Raw genomic sequence first — 22,179 nt, 5'->3', positions numbered from 1 at the left:
GAGTAATACATGAAAGTCATCATCGTGGAAGATGAAATTCTGGCTCAGCAGGAGCTGAGCTGGCTGATTAAAACCCACAGCCAGATGGAGATCGTGGGAACGTTTGACGATGGCCTGGACGTGCTGAAATTCCTGCAGCACAACCGCGTCGACGCCCTGTTTCTTGATATCAACATTCCCTCCCTGGACGGCGTACTGCTGGCGCAAAACATCAATCAGTTCGCCCATAAGCCGTTTATCGTGTTTGTCACCGCGTGGAAAGAGCATGCGGTTGAAGCCTTTGAACTTGAGGCTTTTGACTACATCCTTAAGCCGTATCAGGAATCACGGATTGTGAGCATGCTGCAAAAGCTGGAATCGGCCTGGCAACAGCAGCAGGCCGCGCCGGTCAGCGCCAGCCCTGCCGCGCGCGAAAATGACACCATTAACCTGGTCAAGGATGAGCGGATCATCGTAACCCCCATCAATGATATTTATTACGCCGAAGCGCATGAGAAAATGACGTTTGTTTATACGCGGCGCGAATCATACGTGATGGCGATGAATATCACCGAGTTTTGCAGCAAACTGCCTGCGTCGCACTTCTTCCGCTGCCACCGGTCGTTTTGCGTGAATTTAAGTAAGATCCGCGAGATCGAACCCTGGTTCAACAACACCTATATTTTGCGCCTGAAGGATCTGGATTTTCAGGTGCCGGTAAGCCGCAGCAGGGTAAAAGAGTTTCGCCAGTTAATGCATCTGTAACGAAAAAGCCCTCTTCGGGTGAAGAGGGCTTAACATGTCAGAGGATCTGACCGAGAAATCCTGACGCAAATGCGCGCCAGAGCCGAGCAGGCCCGGGTTATCGTGCACAATCAGGTAAACCGGAATGTCCTGAATGTAGCTTCTGAAACGTCCTTTATCTTCAAACCCGCCACGGAAACCGGACGCTTTAAAGAAGTCGAGGAAGCGCGGGACGATCCCGCCCGCGATATAAACGCCGCCGAAGGTGTTGAGATTCAGCGCCAGGTTTCCGCCGAACCGTCCCATGATCACGCAGAACAGCGACAGCGCGCGACGACAGTCGGTGCAGCTGTCTGCTAACGCGCGTTCAGTGACATCTTTCGGTTTAAGGTTTTCCGGCAGACGACCGTCGGATTTCACAATCGCACGGTACAAATTCACGAGGCCTGGCCCGGAGAGCACGCGCTCTGCCGAGACGTGCCCAATTTCCGCCCGCAGCTCTTCAAGGATAATTCCCTCTTCCTCACTGTTAGGCGCGAAATCCACGTGACCGCCTTCGCCCGGCAGGCTGACCCAGCGTTTATCCACATGCACCAGGTGAGCCACCCCCAGCCCGGTGCCCGCCCCGTAAACGGCGATTGGCTTGCCTTCAACGGGCGCGGTGCCGCCAAATTGTATCAGGTGGTCTGGCTTCAGCATCGGGATCGCCATGGACACGGCGGTGAAGTCATTGATGATTTCCAGATGTGCAAAACCGAGGTTTTTTTGCATTTCGGCAATAGAGAATGCCCACGTGTGGTTGGTCATCGCCACCCAGTCACCGGTAATCGGGCAGGCAATGGCAATGCAGCCATCTTCAACCTGAACGTTATGCTCGTCCAGGTAGACGCGCACAACGGCTTCCAGGCTTGGATAATCCAGCCCTGAATAGGTTTTCGCCTGCGTTATTTCACCGGTATTGATATCGCACAATGCCAGCCGTGCGTTGGTGCCGCCCACATCACCCACTAAAGCATACTTTGTCATTCTTCTACTGCTCCGCTAAAGTCAGAATAAATCTTTGGGACACTGTAAATTCAAGGCGTCATAACAACAACGACCAGAAGATGAATGCCCCAGGATAATCGATCTTCGTCACAGAATAACTTTACCGTTTCAGCACCTTTTACACTATTGCCACAATGCTGAATACGCAAAGTCACGTTAGGCCGTTTTGTACAAGGAAATTATCATGCTCCACCCGCGAGCCAGAACCATGCTGTTATTGGCCATCCCGGCGCTGATTATTGGCATAGCGTCAAGCCTGGTGCTTATCGTCGTCATGAAAGTCGCCGCGGTACTGCAGACGATGCTGTGGACAGCGTTGCCGACCAGCCTGGGGATGAACATTGACTCTCCGGCGTGGATTATCGCCATGCTGACGCTTACCGGTATTGCCGTGGGGCTGGTGATCCGCTTTAGCCCAGGCCACGCCGGGCCGGATCCGGCGCTGGAGCCGCTGATCGGGGCGCCGGTTAACCCGTCGGCCCTGCCGGGGCTCATCATCGCGCTGATCCTTGGCCTGGCGGGAGGCGTGAGCCTCGGCCCGGAACACCCGATCATGGCGGTGAATATCGCTCTGGCGGTGTTTCTCGGGTCGCGTATTTTTCCGCGCGTTGATGCCCTGGACTGGACAATTCTGGCCTCCGCAGGCACCATCGGCGCGCTGTTTGGCACCCCCGTTGCCGCCGCGCTGATCTTCTCTCAGACGCTCAGCAGCAATAACGATGTTCCGCTGTGGGATAAGCTGTTTGCACCGCTGATGGCCGCCGCAGCGGGCGCTCTCACCACCAGCCTGTTTTTCCATCCCCATTTTTCCCTTTCGCTGCCTCACTACGGCCAAATGCAGCTTGCCGATATCTTCAGCGGCGCAATCGTGGTTGCTATCGCCATTGCGCTGGGCATGGTCGCGGTGTGGTGTCTGCCGCGCCTGCATCGTCTGATGCACAAACTTAAGCATCCGGTTTTGATTCTGGGCGTCGGCGGTCTCATTCTGGGGGTTTTAGGGGCGATAGGCGGGCCGGTTACGCTGTTTAAAGGGCTGGACGAGATGCAGCAACTGGCGTTTAGTCAGGTGTTTAGCGTCTCGGATTATCTGCTTTTCGCGCTGATTAAGCTGGCAGCGCTGGTGGTGGCGGCAGCATGCGGTTTTCGCGGAGGCCGTATTTTCCCGGCGGTGTTTGTCGGGGTGGCGCTGGGGCTGATGTTGCATGAGCACGTTGATGCCGTACCGGCAGCCATTACCGTCTCCTGCTCTATTCTGGGGCTGGTGCTGGTGGTCACACGTGATGCCTGGCTAAGCCTGTTTATGGCCGCCGTGGTCGTGCCGGACACCACCTTACTCCCGCTGCTCTGCATCGTGATGTTGCCCGCCTGGCTCCTGCTGGCGGGCAAACCGATGTTAATGGCCTGGCGTAACGATAAGTGATCAGGCGCTGTTTCGCGCCTCCAGCGCTTTGGTAAGGGCGGCCAGCAGCGGCGGGATATCGGCTTTGGGGAGCATCACCTCAATCAGGGCCAGACGCTCGTGGTGCGCCACTTTGTCCAGCACCTCCGCCAGCTGTTCCGCCTCACTGACGCGCCAGCACTCCGCCTGGGGATCCAGGCTGAGCGCCTGCGGGATCTGCGTCCAGTTCCATAGCGCGATATCGTTATAGCGCTGCTCTGGCCCGTGGATCGCCCTCTCCACCGTGTATCCTTCGTTATTGAGCACCAGCACGATGGGGTGCTGTTTATCACGCAGCATAGACCCCAGCTCCTGAATAGTCAGCTGCGCTGCGCCGTCCCCGGTCAGCACGATCACCCGGCGGTTCGGGCACGCCGTTTGCGCCCCGAAGGCCGCCGCCAGCGTATAACCAATCGACCCCCACAGCGGCTGGACGATAAAGTTCACGTCCGCCGGTAGCCGGAGATCGATGGCCCCGAAGGCCGACGTACCCTGGTCGGCAAGTATAATATCGCCAGGGCGGATAAAGGTTTGCAGCGTGCTCCAGAAGTTCTCCTGGGTAAGCGAGCCTGTCTGCACGGAATGGGCATCACGGTGCGCGTCAACGGAGATCCGGGCGTGATGCACATGCTGTTTGCACAGCTGCGTCAGGGTTTCAATCGCCTGCTGCATGGTAATGCCGGTATACCAGACGTCGCCCACGCGTGAAGCATGTGGCTGCACTTCTATCGTCTGCGCCGGCGTGAGCTGATGGGTAAACCCGGCGGTCAGGGTGTCGGTAAACCGGGTCCCGATGCACAACACCGTATCCGCCCCCTCAATCGCCTCTTTCACCGCTGCAGCACTCGCCGAACCGCTGTAAGTACCGTAAAAACCGGCCTGACGTTCATCGAAAATGCCTTTGCCCATCAGCATGGTGGCGTGCGCCATCGGCACCTCGTTTACCCATTTTTGCAGCGCCTGTTTTAGCCCGTGGCGAAGCACTAAAAAATCGGCCAGCAGCGCGGTGCGCCTGGTGGCGGCCAGGCGCTGTTGCGCGGCGTCGCGAAACGCCTTCAGGCACGCATCATCTCCCTCGGTAGCGCGCATCGTGAGAGCGTTTACAGGCGGCGTCGCGGCTTTTTTGGCCACATCGGCGGGCAACATCAGATAGCCCGGACGGCGCTCACGAAGCATCGTCGTGAGGACGCGGTCAATTTCATAGCAGGCATTTTGTTCGGTCAGGATCGCCTGCGCCACAGTGATCGGTTCGCTCATGTGATAGAAATGGCGAAACTCCCCGTCGCCCAGCGTGTGGTGCAATAACTCACCGCGCTGCTGTGACGCCATGCCCGGCGCCCCTACGATATGCAATACCGGTACATGTTCGGCAAAGCTGCCCGCGATGCCGTTCATGGCGCTTAATTCCCCCACGCCAAATGTCGTCAGCAGTGCGGCAAAGCCTTTGCAGCGGGCATAGCCGTCGGCGGCGTAAGAGGCATTCAGCTCGTTGGCACAGCCCACCCAGCAGATGTCCGGGCTGTCTATTACGTGATCGAGAAACTGCAGGTTGTAGTCGCCCGGCACGCCAAACAGATGATCGGCACCACAATCTGTAAGACGGTCCAGCAGGTAATCGGCGACGCAGTATGGGGTTGTCATAACAGGTGTCCTTCTGACGTTGACCTCACTCTGAGTATTAGAGAAGCGCGATGACTGTCCAGAAACGCCAATAAGTAGGCCATGGAAAGATTGCTTTACAAAAAATACGGCGTTCTTTCCCTTTTCGTTGAGTTAGTGTAAACGTATACACACATTTTTCTTTTCAACGCCTGAGGTGATGAAATGGGTTATCAGCCGGACAAAAATCGTTATCAGACAATGCAGTATCGCCGTTGTGGACGCAGTGGTCTCAAGCTGCCCGCTATCTCCCTTGGCCTCTGGCACAACTTCGGTGACGCCACGCTACTCGAAACCAGCCGTCAACTTTTACAGCGCGCCTTCGATCTGGGCATTACGCATTTTGACCTTGCCAATAACTACGGCCCACCACCTGGCTCTGCAGAACGCAACTTTGGGCGCATTTTGCAGGAGGATTTCCTGCCGTGGCGCGATGAACTGATCATCTCTACAAAAGCGGGCTACACCATGTGGGACGGCCCTTACGGCGACTGGGGTTCACGCAAATACCTGATTTCGAGCCTGGACCAAAGCCTGAAGCGTATGGGGCTGGAGTATGTCGACATCTTTTATCACCACCGTCCGGATCCTGAAACGCCGTTAACAGAGACGATGAAAGCGCTCGACCATCTCGTGCGTCAGGGTAAAGCGCTGTACGTCGGATTATCCAACTACCCTGCCGAACTGGCGCGTCAGGCGATAACGATCCTGGAGGACCTGGGCACACCCTGTCTCATCCACCAGCCGAAATACTCCATGTTCGAGCGCGCGCCTGAGGCGGGTTTGCTGGACGTACTGAACGAGAAAGGCGTGGGATGTATTCCTTTCTCCCCGCTGGCGGGCGGCCAACTGACCAATCGCTATTTGAACGGCATTCCTGAAGACTCGCGAGCCGCCAGCGGCAGCAAGTTCCTCAACCCCGATCAGTTGACCGAGGAAAAGCTGGTTAAAGTTCGCAAGCTGAATGCATTGGCCGAAAGCCGGAACCAGAAGCTGTCGCAGATGGCACTGGCCTGGATCCTGCGCCACGATGCCGTGACGTCTGTGCTGATTGGTGCCAGTAAAACGGCGCAAATTGATGACGCAGCAGGCATGCTCGAGAATCGGTATTTCTCGACAGAGGAACTGGCGAAAATTGACGCGATCCTTAGCGGGTCAGAATAAACCCGTTTTTAGCAATTCGTGCTCTCGTTGACGAATTCGGAGTTGAGGCGATGATACGAGTCTTTACCAACTCGTAATATTGCGTTAACAGGCCACACAAGGCCCCGATCGTGAAGGAGAAAAGTATGTTCAGGTCACTGATTCTGGCTGCCGTTTTACTGGCTGCTGCACCGCTGGTTGCTAACGCGGGCGAAATCACCCTGTTGCCATCCGTAAAATTACAAATTGGCGATCGTGATAATTACGGTAACTACTGGGACGGCGGTGGCTGGCGCGACCGCGATTACTGGCACCACCATTATGAATGGCGTAAAAATCGCTGGTGGAGACACGACAATGGCTATCACCGCGGCTGGGACAAACGCAAAGCCTATGAACGCGGCTACCGTGAAGGCTGGCGCGATCGCGACGACCATCGCGGTGGCAGAGGTCACGGCAGAGGCCATGGTCACGGCCATCATCATTAATGAACAAAGGAGCCTCGCGGCTCCTTTTTCTTTTTGTTTTTTTTATTTATAACCCTAATGCCGTTCCTGCCAGCAGCCACAGGTTGAGCGCCACCACCACCACCACGATAGCCCACCCCGCTCTTTTCACCAGCGTGGTGTTCACTAACTCCCCCATCAGCGATTTGTCACTGGTAAATATCAGCAACGGCACCAGCGCCAGCGCGATACCAAAGCTCAGCAAGACCTGACTCATCACCAGAATACGGGTGGGATCCAGCCCCATCAGAATGACGATGAAGGATGGCAGCATTGTGACCGCGCGACGTACCCAGAGCGGAATATGAAAGCGCACAAAGCCCTGCATTACCACCTGCCCGGCCAGCGTACCCACCACGGTTGAGGAGAGGCCGGCAGCCACCAGGCTAAGCCCGAAGATGGTCGCCGCGGCGTGGCTAAGTAAGGGTTCGAGGGTCAGATAGGCCTGATCAAGATCGGCGACGCCCGTATGGCCATTAAAATGGAAAGCGGCAGCTGCGGTTGCCATCATCGCCAGGTTCACAAATCCGGCAATGGTCATGGCGATCGCCACGTCCCATTTGGTGGCGGAGTAGCGGTCTTTACGCGTTCCGCCGTGCAAATCCTGGGTTAATGAAGAGTGGAGATAGATAACGTGCGGCATGATGGTTGCGCCCAGCACCCCTGCCGCCAAGAATACGGCTTCGGTATTAGGCAGGCTGGGGATCGCCATCCCTTTACCAAGCTGCACCAGATTCGGCTGAGAAAATACCAGCTCAACAATATAGGCTGCGGCCACAAACAGCAGCAGACCACCAATCACCTTTTCGAGCGGCTTTTGCCCGCGACGCTGCAGCATCAAAATCAGGAACGTCGCAATCCCGGTCAGCACGGCCCCCTGCAGCAGCGACACGCCTAAAATCAGCTTGAAGCCGATAGCCGCCCCGATAAATTCGGCGAGATCGGTCGCCATGGCGATAATTTCCGCCTGGATCCAGTACAGCCACACCGCCGGACGCGGATAGTGGTCGCGGATCTGCTCCGCCAGGTTTTTACCTGTGGCGATACCCAGCTTTGCCGAAAGCATCTGGATCAGCATCGCCATGAAGTTGGCCCAGACTACCACCCACAGCAGCTTATAGCCGAAGCTGGCCCCGGCCTGAATGTTGGTCGCAAAATTACCCGGATCGATATAGCCAATAGCAGCAATGAACGCAGGTCCCATTAACGCGAACCGCAACTTGCGCGCTGCTCTGCCACTGCTACCCTCTACGCGACTATTTGTCATGTCTGCCTCTGGAAATATAGCCTTTGCTATGTTTTATGCTATCAAAATGAGAATGATTATCAAGACCATTTAGGTGGTTAAAAATGATTTCATTGATAGCTAAGAACAATAGGTGGGCAGGTGGTGCGACATCACAGATTGTGAAAATGCGCAGTCATTTGTGAAGCGTAGCACACAAACTTAACTTTTCACTCATTTACCTAACATAACAAAAATGTATTGTTGATCACTATTTTTGAGACTCGTCACAGGATGTAACTATAGTGTGGCCTTGATCTCGTTTTCTTTGCGCTTGTTACATAGAATGTGCACGGAAATTAAACCTGCCTCATATTTGGAGCAAATATGGACCGCGTCCTTCATTTTGTCCTGGCACTCGTTGTCGTTACTGCGCTTGCGTTGCTGGTCAGCCATGACCGCAAAAAAATCCGCATCCGCTTTGTTGTTCAGCTTCTGGTTATTGAAGTTTTACTCGCGTGGTTCTTCCTGAACTCCAACGTGGGACTCGGCTTCGTCAAAGGCTTTTCCGAAATGTTCGAAAAACTGCTCGGTTTTGCCAACGAAGGGACCAATTTCGTCTTCGGTAATATGAACGATCAAGGCCTGGCGTTCTTCTTCCTGAAAGTGCTGTGCCCTATCGTCTTTATCTCTGCGCTGATTGGTATTTTGCAGCACATCCGCGTGTTGCCTGTTGTTATCCGCGCTATCGGTACCGTGCTGTCAAAAGTGAACGGTATGGGCAAACTGGAATCTTTCAACGCCGTAAGCTCCCTGATCCTCGGTCAGTCTGAGAACTTTATCGCGTATAAAGACATCCTCGGCAAAATGTCCCGCAATCGTATGTACACCATGGCTGCAACGGCGATGTCTACCGTTTCCATGTCGATTGTTGGCGCATACATGACCATGCTGGAGCCAAAATACGTTGTTGCGGCACTGGTTCTGAACATGTTCAGCACCTTTATCGTTCTGTCTCTGATCAACCCGTACCGTGTTGAAGAGGGCGAAGAGAACCTGCAGATGGCAAATCTGCATGAAGGTCAGAGCTTCTTCGAAATGCTGGGTGAATACATTCTGGCGGGCTTTAAGGTTGCGATTATCGTTGCGGCAATGCTGATCGGCTTTATCGCCCTGATTTCAGCCCTGAACGCCCTGTTCGCGGCGGTGCTCGGTATCTCCTTCCAGGGCATTCTGGGCTATATCTTCTACCCTGTTGCCTGGGTAATGGGTGTTCCGGCTCACGAAGCGCTGCAGGTCGGCAGTATCATGGCCACCAAACTGGTGTCTAACGAATTCGTTGCAATGATGGATCTGCAGAAAATTGCCAGCACGCTCTCTCCGCGCGCAGAAGGCATCCTCTCTGTGTTCCTGGTTTCCTTCGCCAACTTCTCATCCATCGGTATTATCGCCGGTGCGATTAAAGGTCTGAACGAAGAACAGGGCAACGTGGTTTCTCGCTTTGGTCTGAAGCTGGTGTACGGTTCGACGCTGGTCAGCGTGCTCTCCGCCTCTATCGCGGCGCTGGTCCTGTAACCCATACTGTGAAATAAAAACCGGGAGCCTTGTGGCTCCCGGTTTTTTTATGCCTGCAGTTCGCTTAGCGGCGCGGGTTTGCCGATGAGATACCCCTGCAGATAATCCACCCCGAAGCGCAGCAGCATCTCTCGCTGCTCCGGTGTCTCTACATATTCAGCCACCACGCAGAGCGATTTCGTCTTCGCCAGATTGCATATTGACTGGACGATCATCGCGTCCATGCTGTCACTACAGATATCTTTGACGAAGCAGCCATCAATCTTAATGATGTCAGCCTGCAGGCGTTTGAGGCGCTCGTAATTGGCGTATCCCGTGCCAAAATCATCGATTGCTATGCGAAAGCCATACTCCCGAAGCGTCTGGATATTTTTAATGCTCGCCCCGGAATTAGAGAAGGCCTGCTCTTCGGTTATTTCGATGACCACTGCATTTGGGCTGACAAAATAGCGCTCAAAGAGCTGAATTATCTCGCTCGCCGCCTCTTTTTGCATCAGCGTCAGCGGCATCAGGTTGACGGAGAAACGCGTTTCGGCGTGTGGTTCCGGGTGGTTCTTAAGCCATTCCAGAAGGCTTTCAACCACGCTCATATCAAACCGATGGCTCAGGTTAAACTGGGCAACAAGCGGGATAAAGCGGTCAGGAGTGATGATTTCGCCCTCGCTCTCTATACGGGTCAAAATCTCGTAATACCCCTTCCCCTGCGCGTTCTGGATGGGCTGCGCGTACAGACGAAGGCCACCTTCTTCGAGCGCCCGCTTAATGCGGCCCAGCATCAACACCCGATCCGTTGTCTGGCCCGAGACGGTCTCCAGGCTGTTGGTCAGCCCCAGAACGCGGTGGTTGGCGCAGGATTGTTCTGCAAGCCAGCTCAGCTGGCCCAGCATAGGGTGCAAGTGCTCACCGCCTTCCACTTCGCCCCACGCTGCACCGAACTCGATTTCCAGCGCCGTTTTGTTCCAGATAATCTTCCGGCTGTTCAGGTGATCCACCATGTACTGGAGCCGCTCGGACGGTTCCGGCCCAAGCAACACCACAACCAACTCGCTACCGGGTAGCTGAAAGAGCTTTTCCTCTTGTTGCAAATAAGGCTGAAGGGTGGCGGTGACCGATCGTTTGCAATGTACCCGCATCAGTATGCCGTAATGGCGACTGAGGAACTCCAGGTTGTCCATCCGCAGACAACAGACTTTGGCGTCGGGGTGGTCCTGCAGATAGTCTTCCAGCGCGCGGATGTTGGGTAACCCGGTCAACGGATCGGTGAGCGCCCTTTCCTGCCAGCCCTGCTTCATCCATTCGCTGCGGCGGTAGATCTTCGACATATAGAGCAGGCAGATAGCAAATGAGATCAGCACCGACAAGATAAAGGAGAGCGAGTAGCCCGTTTCTACGCCATTCAAAAAGTTGTAGTTGTAGGTCAGCAGCATCAGGGCTGATACAGCCCAGAGCAAGGAGATCAGCGCATAGCTCAGACGGCTTATCCCCAGCGTGAAGAGGATAAAGACGATCGGCATCAGGTAGCCGGCAATAATCGGCGACTCAAAGGGCGCACATAAAATTGCGATAAAGAGAACTAACAGCGTTAACCAGACGATGATAAATAACGGCTTTTTATTGAAAAGAAACGGCTTTAAGCTTCGACGCCAGAACACCCTGGCATAACCGGGATTCATTATCATTCTTAATGGGTAATAGAACATCATGGTAAATATTAGCGCTGCACAAATCAGGCTTTGAATATCAATGATGTTATAAATGGCGGAGCCTTCTCCGAAGAAAGTGGAGACCGCCACGGGGAAATCAAATAAATAGCCCGCCAGATACATCAGGAGTTTAATCCCGACAGGCACCATAAAGCCGAGCCAAAAAATACGCATCCCAATATATTTATTTGGCACGCTGTGCCGCCAGCGCGGCCCGATCACCAGCCGAAGCAGGCCGCACGCCGCAAACACGGGAAAAGTCTGACAACACACTAAGATAACGTGCTGAAGCGCGGTTAGCTGAAGATTATAAATATTTGTTACAATAATACTTATCAGAACCGGAATAACCGCCCGTCGGCCAAATAATAAAACGGCGGCCAGCATTACGCTCAACGGCAACCATGCCAAATAAACCTCGTAACCGTTAACAACCGCCCGAGGAGAAACATAGCGGGAAAAAGGGACCGTAAACAGACACAATGCCAGGGCAAGCATTATTATCTTTACATTATTGTCAGTTTTTCTTTTCATTAATTTCGACTGTTTATTTACATTTCATCTTATTGACCATCTGGATAATAGGTTTATTAATTGTACGAATCAAGTTGAACGCCATAAAGCGCCAAGTTTATTGATATAGATTGAGCTGATGTATAGAAATTCGCGTAGTTGGCAACAAAAAGATCGTAAAGCTGTTACAGACGCATAAAAAAACCCCCGTCTTTCGACGAGGGTTCAAATTTTGGTGGAGCTAAGCGGGATCGAACCGCTGACCTCTTGCATGCCATGCAAGCGCTCTCCCAGCTGAGCTATAGCCCCACATGTTACTTTACCTACCGCACTCTGTTGGGTTCAGAGTTTGGTGGAGCTAAGCGGGATCGAACCGCTGACCTCCTGCATGCCATGCAGGCGCTCTCCCAGCTGAGCTATAGCCCCGTCGTAAAGCTGTCATGTTGACGGGCGGCATAATATGAATTCCGCCGCTGAGTGTCAACGGCAAAATAAGCCTTTAACTTTCAACCGCCGAAAAATCAGTCAAATGAACCACTTTGCGAGCCTGCTCGCAACCAGTAGTTAAGCCTGTCACGTTTTCACGTAAAACGGTGCTATAAGATGAACCACTAAGTAACCACACGAATACTCAGGAAATTGCATGATCAAGGAACGAATGACGCCAGAAGAATTGGCCTTGCTCACTGGCTATAGCCGACAGACCATCAATAAATGGGTTCGTAAAGAGGGTTGGATTACATCGCCAAAACCAGGAGTTCAGGGCGGTAAGGCGCGTCTGGTACATGTGAATGAGAGAGTGCGGGAATTTATCCGCAGCGCACGTAAGGCTCCAGACACCGCTGAAATGCCGGAAAGCGGCGGCCAGGACGGCGCGCTTCGCACTTTACTTCTGACGCTGGCGAATGAAATGACGCCGGATGAGCAAAAGCAGATGACATCTCTGTTACTGCGGGAAGGGATTACCGGATTGTTGCAACGTTTAGGGATTCGCGACCAGAACTGATATGAAAAGAATACGCAGTAAAATGACCACGGAAGAGCTGGCTGATAGCCTGGGGGTCGCAAGACAAACCGTGAACCGCTGGATACGCCAGAAAGGCTGGAAAACGGAAGGTATCAACGGTGTGAAAGGTGGCAGAGCGCGGCTTATACATATTGATGGACGCGTGAAGGGGCATATCATGAGCCTTCCCGCCGTTCGTAACCGTCAGACGATGTACCAGCTGGCAGAAGCGCCCACGTTATACGGTCAACCGCCCACGTCGGGCCTGCTCCCGCAAATAATCGATTCGCTGGAAAATATGACGCAGGACGAGCAGGAACGTTTGCACGTTTTGCTGGCTCGCGAAGGCATTCATGGTTTTCTTGCGCGACTGGGCATCGCTGAATAACAGGCATAAAAAACGGCAGTGTGAACTGCCGTTTTTTTTAGCCAAAGCTTAATTACTGCTGGCTTTCACGCTCTGCAATAAAGCCCAGCGCTTTGTTAATACGCGCGACGCTGCGTGATTTACCGATAGCGTGGACGGTGACATCCAGCGCAGGAGACTGGCCCGCACCGGTTACCGCAACGCGCAGTGGCATACCGACTTTACCCATGCCGACTTCCAGCTCATCGGCGGTTGCCTGAATCGCGTGATGGACATTCTCAGCCGTCCAGTCGGTGATGGCAGCCAGTTTGTCACGTACCACTTCCAGCGGCTGACGAGCGACCGGGCGCAGGTGTTTCTTCGCCGCGTCGGCATCGAACTCGTCAAACTCTTCATAGAAATAGCGGCAGCTTTCCGCGATCTCTTTGAGGGTTTTGCAGCGCTCGCCCAGCAGCTTGACCAGATCCGCCAGCTCAGGGCCGGTACGGGTATCGATGTTCGCCTGCTCAATATGCCACTGCAGGTACGTTGCCACATATTCTGGCGGCATGGTGTTGATGTAATGATGGTTCAGCCACAGCAGTTTGTCCGTGTTGAACGCGCTGGCAGACTTGCTCACGGAGTTAAGCGAGAACAGCTCGATCATCTCTTCACGGCTGAAGATCTCCTGGTCACCACTTGCCCAGCCCAGACGCACCAGATAGTTCAGCAGCGCTTCTGGCAGATAGCCATCATCGCGGTACTGCATAACGCTCACCGCGCCATGGCGTTTGGAGAGCTTTTTACCGTCATCACCGTTAATCATGGAGACGTGCGCATACACAGGCACAGGGGCATTCAGCGCTTTGAGGATGTTGATCTGGCGTGGAGTGTTGTTGATATGGTCTTCACCACGAATGACATGGGTGATTTCCATATCCCAGTCGTCAACCACAACGCAGAAGTTATAGGTCGGGGAGCCATCCGTACGGCGGATGATCAGGTCGTCCAGTTCCTGGTTGCTGAATTCAATCGGCCCGCGGATCTGGTCATCAAAGATAACAGAGCCGTCCTGCGGGTTAGCAAAACGCACCACGCACGGCTCGTCGGCAGCGTGTTCGCTATGGTCGTGACGGCAGCGACCGTCATAACGTGGTTTTTCGCCATTGGCCATCTGCTCTTCGCGCAGCGCATCCAGACGTTCTTTGGAGCAGTAGCATTTATAGGCCGTGCCCGCCACGAGCATCTCGTCGATGACCGCGTTATAACGGTCAAAACGTTTGGTCTGGAAATACGGGCCTTCATCCCACTCCAGATTCAGCCAGTTCATACCATCCATAATGGCTTCGATTGCTTCCGGCGTGGAGCGTTCGAGATCGGTGTCTTCAATACGCAGTACGAACTCGCCCTTGTTATGGCGTGCAAAAAGCCAGGAATAGAGCGCGGTACGTGCGCCACCGACGTGCAGATAGCCTGTCGGGCTTGGCGCGAAGCGGGTTTTGATTTTCATGAATTGGCCTTACGTTATAAAGGTGCCGGCATCCGGCGAATCCCGGGGGAAAAAACAATGGGCAATATTCTATCACTGTAGGGCGATTCCTCAATGTCGATCCCTGCATCAGGCTCGAGTTTACTGTTTTTGTTTAGAATTCAAGCTCCACAGCCCATTTTGCGATCGCTTTGTTTAAATTTACGACGAACGAATAAAAACTTTAGAAAAGGCGTTGACTCATTTTCAACTCTCCCTATAATGCGACTCCACACAGCGGGGGTGATTAGCTCAGTTGGTAGAGCATCTCCTTTACACGGAGGGGGTCGGCGGTTCGAGCCCGTCATCACCCACCATCTACTTCGGTAGGCTCGCAGTGTAGATAAGAATTGAGATTGGGCGATTAGCTCAGTTGGTAGAGCATCTCCTTTACACGGAGGGGGTCGGCGGTTCGAGCCCGTCATCGCCCACCATTCTCACCTTATCGCAGCAGTTCCGAAATGGGCGATTAGCTCAGTTGGTAGAGCATCTCCTTTACACGGAGGGGGTCGGCGGTTCGAGCCCGTCATCGCCCACCATTTCGGGTCGTTAGCTCAGTTGGTAGAGCAGTTGACTTTTAATCAATTGGTCGCAGGTTCGAATCCTGCACGACCCACCAATGTAAAAAGGCGCCCTAAAGGCGCCTTTTTGCTATCTGCAATTTGAATGATTCGAACCTGCAGCAGGTTCGAGCCGAACGCATTGAGGCACCGGAGCCGTTTACGGCGACGGCCCGAAGGGCGAGCGAAGCGAGTCATCCTGCACGACCCACCAATGTAAAAAGGCGCCCTAAAGGCGCCTTTTTGCTATCTGCAATTTGAATGATTCGAACCTGCAGCAGGTTCGAGCCGAACGCATTGAGGCACCGGAGCCGTTTACGGCGACGGCCCGAAGGGCGAGCGAAGCGAGTCATCCTGCACGACCCACCAATGTAAAAAGGCGCCCTAAAGGCGCCTTTTTGCTATCTGCAATTTGAATGATTCGAACCTGCAGCAGGTTCGAGCCGAACGCATTGAGGCGATCAGGGCTCCCCTAACCCTCTCCGCCGTATAGCAATTTCCCTCAAGCTAATCCTTTTTTTGCCGATATCTCTGTTTTATGGCGCGAGGAAAAAGCATGACAACCATTCAGACATCAACTCCCTCCCTGCAAACCAGCAGCAGCGGAAGCAGCGATTCAGGCGGTAACGATATCGCGGCCCAGATTAGCCGCATCACAGCCAAAATTGTCAAACTGACGCAGCAGCTAAAAGAGATCCCTAACGGCAGCGGCAGTGTAGAAGATAAGAAAAAAGAGCAGGAGATGATTCAGATGCAGCTCAAGATGCTGCAGACCCAGCTGGCGCAGCTTCAGCGTCAGCAGGCCGAAGAGGCGCAGCAAAAACATGAGCAGAAGCAGGCCCGTGCTGAAGGGGTAAATATTCCTTCAGACGATCGACAGATTGACATCTATATCTGACGTTCCGGCGCGTGGAACAGCGGGTCGCGCGTGCGAGCCTCGGTTAGCTTCCGGGCCTGAATGCGCACCCCTTCCCAGACAGCCTGTGCCGCGCCCGACAACGAGCGGTTTTTACGACGCACCAGCATCAGCTGACGTTCAATACAGGGAACCAGTCGCTTCACCGTCAGACGGCTACCCTGCGGCAGAGGCAAGGCCAGCGCCGGTAGCACGCTGATGCCAATTCCCGCCTCCACCATCGGAAACAGCGTGGCAGGATGCCCAATCTCCTGCACAATCTCCGCCTGCACGCCCTGCGCAACAAGCGCGGCATCAATCAGCGGACGGCTTCCCGAGGCGTAATCCTGCAAAACCAGGTTCGCACCCTGCAGCGCCATCCAGTCAACATGCGGCAACTGAGCCAGCGGATCGTCGTCGCGGCACAGCAGCAGGAAAGGCTCTGAAAGCACAATTTCCGTCTCCAGATCGCTCACCTGCCCCGGATCGATAACGATACCGAAATCCACCTCCCCCTGACGTATGCTCTCAAGCACCCACTGCTGTGGACGGTCGTGAAGAACAAAATCAATATCCGGGTAGCGGCGGTTGCTCTCGGCAATACATTGCGGAATGAGGTGAGCAGAGATGGTCTGGCTTGCCGCCACCCGCACGGTGCCCGTAAGCTGCTGTCCGAGCCGCCCCACATCCCGCAATGTGCTGTTCAATTCATCCAGCAGCCGTTCCAGCCGCGTCGCCAGCTGTAGCCCGGCCTCGGTAAGCACGACTTCGCGCGTGGTGCGGTCAAGCAGCTTCACGCCGGTCTGGTTTTCCAGCTCTTTAACGCTGTGGCTAACGGCGGACTGGCTCAACCCGATCATCTCTCCTGCCCGGCTAAAGCTTCGGGCATGGGCAACGGTGACAAAAATGCGTAGCTGGCGGAGTGAGTAATTCATCTGTTTTATTCATATATGGATGCAATAAATCAATTTTATTTCTCAAATCGAAAAAAGCACAATAGCCATATCTGCATTCAGGAGTCATTATGAAACTCTTTCGTATCCTTGATCCTTTTACGCTTACCCTCATCGTCACCGTTCTGCTGGCCTCGTTCTTTCCGGCACGCGGCGGATTCGTTCCCTTTTTTGAAGGGCTGACCACGGCGGCCATCGCCCTGCTGTTCTTTATGCACGGTGCAAAACTGTCGCGTGAAGCGATCATCGCAGGCGGCAGTCACTGGCGATTGCACCTGTGGGTGATGTGCAGCACCTTCATTCTCTTCCCCGTTCTCGGCGTCCTCTTTGCCTGGTGGGCACCGGTTAACGTCGACCCGGCGCTCTATACCGGCTTCCTGTATCTGTGCATTTTGCCCGCTACCGTGCAGTCCGCAATTGCGTTTACGTCGCTGGCAGGTGGTAACGTTGCGGCGGCGGTGTGTTCGGCTTCCGCCTCCAGCCTGTTGGGCATTTTTGTCTCGCCGCTGCTGGTCGGGCTGCTGATGAACATGCATGGCGCGGAAGGTAACCTGGAGCAGGTCGGGAAGATCTGTCTGCAGCTGCTCCTGCCGTTTGTGCTTGGGCATCTCTCCCGTCCGTGGACGGCGAACTTCGTTACGAAGCACAAAAAGTGGATTTCAAAAACCGATCAGACGTCAATCCTGCTGGTGGTCTACTCCGCCTTCAGTGAAGCCGTGGTCAATGGCATCTGGCATAAAGTCGGTGCTGGCTCGCTGCTCTTCATCGTGGTGGTAAGCATTGTTCTGCTGGCGATAGTCATTGCGGTGAACGTGTTTGTGGCACGCAAATGCGGCTTCAACAAAGCCGATGAAATTACCATTGTCTTCTGCGGATCGAAAAAGAGCCTGGCGAACGGCATCCCGATGGCCAACATTCTTTTTCCAACCTCGATGATAGGGATGATGGTGCTGCCACTGATGATTTTCCATCAGATCCAGCTGATGGTCTGCGCGGTGCTGGCGCGTCGCTACAAGCGTCAGGCAGAAAAGCAGGCGCAGGAAGAGACCCGCGCCGCGAAAGCTTAAGGGCGTTTCAGGGGCTGAACCAGCTGTGTCAGCCCCTCGGTTTTAACCAGTAACGTGATAGCCATAAGTTCGCCCAGCCGTCCGGCGGGAAACTCGTCCTTACGGGCAAACCACAGCAAATACTCTTCCGGCAAATCAATCAGCCTGCGGCCTTTATACTTGCCGAACGGCATCTCCGTGTTGGCGATGTCGATAAGCTGCTCTTTCTCCACGTTATTCTCCCAGCAGGCGCAGCATTTCCGCCTCGTCGATAACCTCAATGCCCAGCTCCTGCGCTTTGGCAAGCTTCGAACCGGCGGCTTCCCCGGCGATCACCAGGTCGGTTTTCTTCGATACGCTGCCCGCCACTTTTGCGCCCAACGCCACCAGACGCGCTTTAGCATCATCACGTGAAAGCTGGCTCAGGCTCCCTGTCAGGACCACCGTTTTACCGGCGAACGGGCTGTCTATTTCCTCGGCATTCACCACAACCGGCGCAGGCCAGCTGATCCCCTCGGCCAGCAGCTTGCCGATAACCTCGCGGTTGCTCTCTTCAGCAAAGAAGTTAAAGACATGCGTCGCGACCACAATTCCGACGTCCGGGACTTTTTGCAGTTCGTCGATACTGGCTTTCTCCAGCGCCTCCAGGGTACCAAAATACGCGGCCAGACCAGCGGCCGTAGCTTCGCCCACTTCACGAATACCCAGCGCATAAAGGAAACGGGCAAAGGTCGTCTTTTTGGCGGTTTCGAGGGCGTTCACCACATTTTGCGCCGACTTCGGCCCCATGCGATCAAGACCGGTCAGTTTACCCGCCGTCAGCTTAAACAGATCGGCTGGCGTATGGACATACTCTTTTTCCACCAGCTGATCGATGATTTTGTCGCCCATGCCGTCGACGTCCATGGCGCGGCGTGAAACGAAGTGCTTCAGCGACTCTTTGCGCTGGGCCCCGCAGATCAAACCGCCAGTGCAGCGCGTTACGGCCTCACCTTCAACGCGTTCAACGTCCGAACCGCATACCGGACAATGTGACGGGAACTCAATTGCACGGGTATCGTCCGGGCGTTCTGACTCCACGACGTTCACCACCTGCGGGATCACATCACCCGCACGGCGAATCACCACCTTGTCGCCAATGCGCAGCCCCAGGCGCGCAATTTCATCGGCATTGTGCAGCGTCGCATTGCTGACGAGCACGCCAGCCACCTGCACCGGCTCAAGACGCGCTACCGGCGTGATCGCCCCGGTGCGCCCGACCTGAAACTCCACGTCGCGAACAAAGGTCATCTGCTCCTGCGCCGGGAATTTAAAGGCCACCGCCCAACGCGGCGCGCGTGCGACAAAGCCTAACTGCTCCTGTAACGCCAGCGAGTTGACCTTAATCACCACGCCGTCGATGTCAAAGCCCAGGGTCGGACGATCTTCTTCCACCTTGTGGTAGAACGCCAGCACGGCCTCAGGGGAATCACAGAGCTGCACGCGGTTGCTTACCGGCAGCCCCCAGGCCTTAAACTGCAGCAAACGGCCCAGATGCGTATCAGGCAGTTCACCGCCCTCCAGAATACCCACGCCGTAGCAGAAGAACGTCAGCGGTCGCTTCGCGGTGATACGGGGATCAAGCTGGCGTAAGGAGCCCGCCGCCGCATTACGCGGGTTAGCAAACACTTTGCCGCCGGTCCGACGCGCCTCTTCGTTAATCTTTTCAAAGCCCGCCTGTGGCAGGAACACTTCTCCGCGCACTTCAAGACGCGCAGGAATGTTATCGCCGTGCAGCTTCAGCGGGATGGCGCGAATAGTGCGAACGTTCGTGGTGATATCCTCACCCGTGGTGCCGTCGCCGCGGGTCGCCGCGCGCACCAGTACGCCGTTTTCATACAGAATGCTGACGGCCAGGCCGTCCAGCTTCAGCTCGCAGCACCAGGTCAGCGCATCGCTGCTTTTAAGCCGATCCTGCACGCGCTTGTTAAATGCCAGAAAACTCTCTTCATCAAAGACGTTATCCAGCGACAGCATAGGCACTTCATGACGCACCTGACTGAATGCACCCAGCGGCTCTGCACCGACGCGCTGCGTTGGGGAGTCCGGGGTAATGAGCTCGGGATGCTGCGCTTCTAATTCACGCAGCTCACGCATCAGGCGGTCATACTCCGCATCCGGCACTTCCGGCGCGTCCATAACGTGATAGAGATATTCATGATGGCGAAGCGTGGTTCGCAGTTCAGTGAGTTGTTGTTCGATTGAGTCCATATCGCACCATCAATGAGAAAAAACCCCCGACATGCGGGGGTTGAGGAGGTGGTGAAGTGAGCGCGTGTATTACGCGTTCGCTTCCTTAACGTCGCGGATGCGGTCCTGATACTCGCGCAGTTTTTGCGGCGTCATCATCCGACGCTGATCGTCAAGCACCACACCGCCCACTTCGTCGGCAATGTGCTGGGCAGACTGCAGCATCAGCTTAAAGTTTTGCAGCTCGTCACCGTAGGACGGTACCTGCATAAAGATGGTGATCCCCGGCGTCACGAAATCACCGGTCATTTCAGGATCAAAGGTGCCAGGATTCACCATATTGGCGAGGCTAAACAGCGCCGGGCCGCTACCGTCCGGGCTAAGATGGCGATGGAAGATGTTCATATCGCCAAACTTGAAGCCAGCCTGTTGAATGCTGTTAAGCAGCACGTCACCGTTGAGGTGGCTACCGTGATGCGCAGCCACGTTCATGATGATGACCGTTTCCTTACGCTGCGGTTTTTCAACGACCGGCTCTGGCTCAACAACCGGCTCTGGCTCAACGAGCGGCGCCGGAGCGGGCTGCACGGGTTCAGGCTGCGGTTGCGGTTGTTGCATCGGCTGCGGCTGTTGCATCGGCTGCGGCTGCGGTTGTTGTACCGGTTGCTGCGCAGGCTGGTGAACAGGTTGCTGCTGCGCCGGTTGTGGCGCGGCAGGCTGCTGCTGAACAGGCTGTTGCGGTTGACGCACCGGCTCCTGAACAGGCGGCTGCGCGGGCTGGCGCGGCTGGGCAGAGGCATACGGCGGTTGATACTGGTGCTGCGCAGGACGAGGAGCGTCATGCTCCCCATGCGCTACGCCGGGCGCAGTATTGACCCGATGAACACGAACTTCACCCACGCCGTCGTCGTCGCTTCCTACGATGTCGTCTTCACCGTCATCGTCTTCACGACTGGACTTCATGCGCTTCAGTGGGCGATCGCGAAACATAGAAGAGCGCTCTTTACGGCTGGTCCAGAAACCATGGACCAGTAAAGCGATTATGGCGATCGCGCCAACAATGATTAATATCAGACGCAAATCCTGCATCATTATATTCTCTGTTGTTCTAACACCTTGCCACCACGGCAAACATTTACTCACTAAGAGTATTTGCCGTTTACGTCAAGTGCAAGTGTATGCAGAGCATTCACAGCATAAAGATGCGCTAAAACGTGCTTTTTGCTGTTTTTTCGAACATTTCCGAACTGGTCATTGGCCCGCAACTGGATAATATAGGCGGGCAATTTCACTGGTTGTGTAAAAAGGAGTACAGCCTGGTTATGGTTTCAACATCGTCTTCAACGCCCCGCAGCGGCGTGTGGTATTTCTCTCAGGGCTGGAAACTGGTCTCCCTGCCGGGTATTCGCCGCTTTGTTATTCTGCCACTGCTGATCAACATCCTGCTGATGGGCGGCGCGTTCTGGTGGCTGTTCACGAAGCTGGAAAGCTGGATCCCCTCACTGATGAGCTACGTGCCGGACTGGCTACAGTGGCTGAACTACTTGCTGTGGCCGGTTGCGGTTGTGTCCGTGCTGCTGGTGTTTGGCTATTTCTTCTCAACGATTGCCAACTGGATCGCCGCGCCGTTTAACGGCCTGCTGGCGGAACAGCTGGAAGCGCGACTGACCGGTGCGACACCGCCGGACACGGGCGTACTGGGCATCATGAAAGATGTGCCGCGCATCATGAAGCGCGAGTGGCAAAAGTTTGCATGGTACCTGCCGCGCGCGATTGTCCTGCTCATTCTCTATTTCGTGCCGGGCATCGGGCAGACGGTGGCCCCGGTGCTGTGGTTCCTGTTCAGCGCGTGGATGCTCGCCATCCAGTACTGCGACTACCCCTTCGATAACCATAAGGTGCCGTTCAAAGAGATGCGCACCGCCCTGCGAACGCAGAAGGTGGCCAACATGCAGTTCGGCGCGCTGACCAGCCTGTTCACCATGATCCCGTTCCTGAATCTGTTCATCATGCCGGTCGCTGTGTGCGGTGCCACCGCAATGTGGGTGGACTGCTACCGTGCTAAGCACGCGTTATGGAAATAA

18 protein-coding genes, 6 tRNA genes, 2 other RNA genes and 1 pseudogene are annotated in these 22,179 nt (G+C 54.9%); 16 read left to right on the top strand and 11 right to left on the bottom strand.

Going from position 1 to position 22,179, the window contains the following annotated elements:
• The first annotated feature begins 9 nt into the window (after positions 1 to 9).
• Positions 10 to 744: a LytR/AlgR family response regulator transcription factor gene (locus tag I6L58_RS19570; protein ID WP_058610263.1), complete on the top strand. Its 735-nt coding sequence runs from the start codon at positions 10 to 12 to the stop codon at positions 742 to 744.
• A gap of 37 nt (positions 745 to 781) precedes the next feature.
• Here I6L58_RS19570 and glk read toward each other — a convergent pair.
• Positions 782 to 1,749 (bottom strand): annotated as a pseudogene (glk, locus tag I6L58_RS19565) (glucokinase).
• A 205-nt stretch (positions 1,750 to 1,954) separates the two neighbouring features.
• On the opposite strand from glk, the gene I6L58_RS19560 reads away from it, so the two are divergent.
• Positions 1,955 to 3,190, top strand: coding sequence for an ion channel protein (locus tag I6L58_RS19560; RefSeq protein ID WP_042320362.1), 1,236 nt, complete (start codon positions 1,955 to 1,957; stop codon positions 3,188 to 3,190).
• Here I6L58_RS19560 and ipdC read toward each other — a convergent pair whose 3' ends face one another.
• Positions 3,191 to 4,849 carry an indolepyruvate decarboxylase gene (gene ipdC / locus I6L58_RS19555; RefSeq protein ID WP_088207980.1) on the bottom strand — a complete coding sequence of 553 codons (1,659 nt, stop codon included), beginning with the start codon at positions 4,847 to 4,849 and terminating at the stop codon, positions 3,191 to 3,193. It lies immediately after the preceding gene.
• Positions 4,850 to 5,032: 183 nt separating this feature from the next.
• Between ipdC and mgrA the strand changes: the two genes are divergently transcribed.
• Together mgrA and ypeC are read left to right on the top strand one after the other, a co-directional pair.
• Positions 5,033 to 6,031, top strand: coding sequence for an L-glyceraldehyde 3-phosphate reductase (gene mgrA / locus I6L58_RS19550; RefSeq protein WP_088207979.1), 999 nt, complete (start codon positions 5,033 to 5,035; stop codon positions 6,029 to 6,031).
• Positions 6,032 to 6,156: 125 nt separating this feature from the next.
• Positions 6,157 to 6,498, top strand: coding sequence for a DUF2502 domain-containing protein YpeC (gene ypeC, locus I6L58_RS19545; RefSeq protein ID WP_006176586.1), 342 nt, complete (start codon positions 6,157 to 6,159; stop codon positions 6,496 to 6,498).
• 46 nt (positions 6,499 to 6,544) lie between these two features.
• Here ypeC and I6L58_RS19540 read toward each other — a convergent pair whose 3' ends face one another.
• Positions 6,545 to 7,783, bottom strand: coding sequence for an Nramp family divalent metal transporter (locus I6L58_RS19540; protein ID WP_006176587.1), 1,239 nt, complete (start codon positions 7,781 to 7,783; stop codon positions 6,545 to 6,547).
• A gap of 345 nt (positions 7,784 to 8,128) precedes the next feature.
• On the opposite strand from I6L58_RS19540, the gene I6L58_RS19535 reads away from it, so the two are divergent.
• Positions 8,129 to 9,316, top strand: coding sequence for a NupC/NupG family nucleoside CNT transporter (locus tag I6L58_RS19535; protein WP_006176588.1), 1,188 nt, complete (start codon positions 8,129 to 8,131; stop codon positions 9,314 to 9,316).
• Positions 9,317 to 9,363: 47 nt separating this feature from the next.
• On the opposite strand, the gene I6L58_RS19530 is transcribed toward I6L58_RS19535, so the two are convergent.
• The 3 genes from I6L58_RS19530 to I6L58_RS19520 form a co-directional block, all read right to left on the bottom strand.
• Positions 9,364 to 11,553, bottom strand: coding sequence for a sensor domain-containing phosphodiesterase (locus tag I6L58_RS19530; protein WP_088207978.1), 2,190 nt, complete (start codon positions 11,551 to 11,553; stop codon positions 9,364 to 9,366).
• Between the two features lie 212 nt (positions 11,554 to 11,765).
• Positions 11,766 to 11,841, bottom strand: a tRNA-Ala gene (locus tag I6L58_RS19525).
• Between the two features lie 41 nt (positions 11,842 to 11,882).
• Positions 11,883 to 11,958, bottom strand: a tRNA-Ala gene (locus I6L58_RS19520).
• Between the two features lie 217 nt (positions 11,959 to 12,175).
• On the opposite strand from I6L58_RS19520, the gene I6L58_RS19515 reads away from it, so the two are divergent.
• Positions 12,176 to 12,538: a YfeC-like transcriptional regulator gene (locus I6L58_RS19515; protein WP_006176590.1), complete on the top strand. Its 363-nt coding sequence runs from the start codon at positions 12,176 to 12,178 to the stop codon at positions 12,536 to 12,538.
• A 1-nt stretch (position 12,539) separates the two neighbouring features.
• The gene (locus tag I6L58_RS19510; RefSeq protein WP_006176591.1) at positions 12,540 to 12,926 is read left to right on the top strand and encodes a YfeC-like transcriptional regulator; all 387 of its coding nucleotides are present in this window, start codon (positions 12,540 to 12,542) and stop codon (positions 12,924 to 12,926) included.
• A gap of 52 nt (positions 12,927 to 12,978) precedes the next feature.
• Here the strand turns inward: I6L58_RS19510 and gltX are convergent, their stop codons facing one another.
• Complete coding sequence (gene gltX / locus I6L58_RS19505; protein WP_006176592.1) at positions 12,979 to 14,394, bottom strand: glutamate--tRNA ligase; 1,416 nt, start codon at positions 14,392 to 14,394, stop codon at positions 12,979 to 12,981.
• Positions 14,395 to 14,653: 259 nt separating this feature from the next.
• Between gltX and I6L58_RS19500 the strand changes: the two genes are divergently transcribed.
• From I6L58_RS19500 to I6L58_RS19470, 7 genes are all read left to right on the top strand, one after another.
• Positions 14,654 to 14,729 (top strand) — tRNA-Val (locus I6L58_RS19500).
• Between the two features lie 41 nt (positions 14,730 to 14,770).
• Positions 14,771 to 14,846 (top strand) — tRNA-Val (locus tag I6L58_RS19495).
• A gap of 29 nt (positions 14,847 to 14,875) precedes the next feature.
• Positions 14,876 to 14,951: transfer RNA gene (locus I6L58_RS19490), tRNA-Val, on the top strand.
• A gap of 4 nt (positions 14,952 to 14,955) precedes the next feature.
• Positions 14,956 to 15,031: transfer RNA gene (locus I6L58_RS19485), tRNA-Lys, on the top strand.
• Between the two features lie 29 nt (positions 15,032 to 15,060).
• Positions 15,061 to 15,186: non-coding RNA, RtT sRNA (locus I6L58_RS19480), on the top strand.
• 29 nt (positions 15,187 to 15,215) lie between these two features.
• A non-coding RNA gene (locus tag I6L58_RS19475) (RtT sRNA) lies at positions 15,216 to 15,341 on the top strand.
• A 187-nt stretch (positions 15,342 to 15,528) separates the two neighbouring features.
• Positions 15,529 to 15,870 carry a FlxA-like family protein gene (locus tag I6L58_RS19470; protein ID WP_088207977.1) on the top strand — a complete coding sequence of 114 codons (342 nt, stop codon included), beginning with the start codon at positions 15,529 to 15,531 and terminating at the stop codon, positions 15,868 to 15,870.
• On the opposite strand, the gene I6L58_RS19465 is transcribed toward I6L58_RS19470, so the two are convergent.
• Positions 15,861 to 16,802, bottom strand: a complete 942-nt coding sequence (locus tag I6L58_RS19465; RefSeq protein WP_088207976.1) for a LysR family transcriptional regulator — start codon at positions 16,800 to 16,802, stop codon at positions 15,861 to 15,863. The genes I6L58_RS19470 and I6L58_RS19465 overlap by 10 nt on opposite strands.
• An 89-nt stretch (positions 16,803 to 16,891) precedes the next feature.
• Here I6L58_RS19465 and I6L58_RS19460 point away from each other — a divergent pair, with 89 nt between their 5' ends.
• Positions 16,892 to 17,887 carry a bile acid:sodium symporter family protein gene (locus I6L58_RS19460; RefSeq protein WP_058610269.1) on the top strand — a complete coding sequence of 332 codons (996 nt, stop codon included), beginning with the start codon at positions 16,892 to 16,894 and terminating at the stop codon, positions 17,885 to 17,887.
• Here the strand turns inward: I6L58_RS19460 and I6L58_RS19455 are convergent.
• The 3 genes from I6L58_RS19455 to zipA form a co-directional block, all read right to left on the bottom strand.
• Complete coding sequence (locus I6L58_RS19455) at positions 17,884 to 18,099, bottom strand: DUF3820 family protein (RefSeq protein WP_006176597.1); 216 nt, start codon at positions 18,097 to 18,099, stop codon at positions 17,884 to 17,886. The genes I6L58_RS19460 and I6L58_RS19455 overlap by 4 nt on opposite strands.
• Position 18,100: 1 nt before the next feature.
• Positions 18,101 to 20,116 (bottom strand): NAD-dependent DNA ligase LigA, encoded by a 2,016-nt coding sequence (gene ligA, locus I6L58_RS19450; protein ID WP_006176598.1) that lies wholly within the window; start codon positions 20,114 to 20,116, stop codon positions 18,101 to 18,103.
• A gap of 69 nt (positions 20,117 to 20,185) precedes the next feature.
• Positions 20,186 to 21,187 (bottom strand): cell division protein ZipA, encoded by a 1,002-nt coding sequence (zipA, locus tag I6L58_RS19445; RefSeq protein WP_088207975.1) that lies wholly within the window; start codon positions 21,185 to 21,187, stop codon positions 20,186 to 20,188.
• Between the two features lie 230 nt (positions 21,188 to 21,417).
• On the opposite strand from zipA, the gene cysZ reads away from it, so the two are divergent.
• The gene (cysZ, locus tag I6L58_RS19440; RefSeq protein ID WP_042320621.1) at positions 21,418 to 22,179 is read left to right on the top strand and encodes a sulfate transporter CysZ; all 762 of its coding nucleotides are present in this window, start codon (positions 21,418 to 21,420) and stop codon (positions 22,177 to 22,179) included.

Source organism: Enterobacter cancerogenus, assembly GCF_019047785.1.
Taxonomy (GTDB): Bacteria; Pseudomonadota; Gammaproteobacteria; order Enterobacterales; family Enterobacteriaceae; genus Enterobacter; species Enterobacter cancerogenus.
Note: the sequence above shows the minus strand (reverse complement) of the source record. Positions and strands in the feature narration are given on the sequence as shown.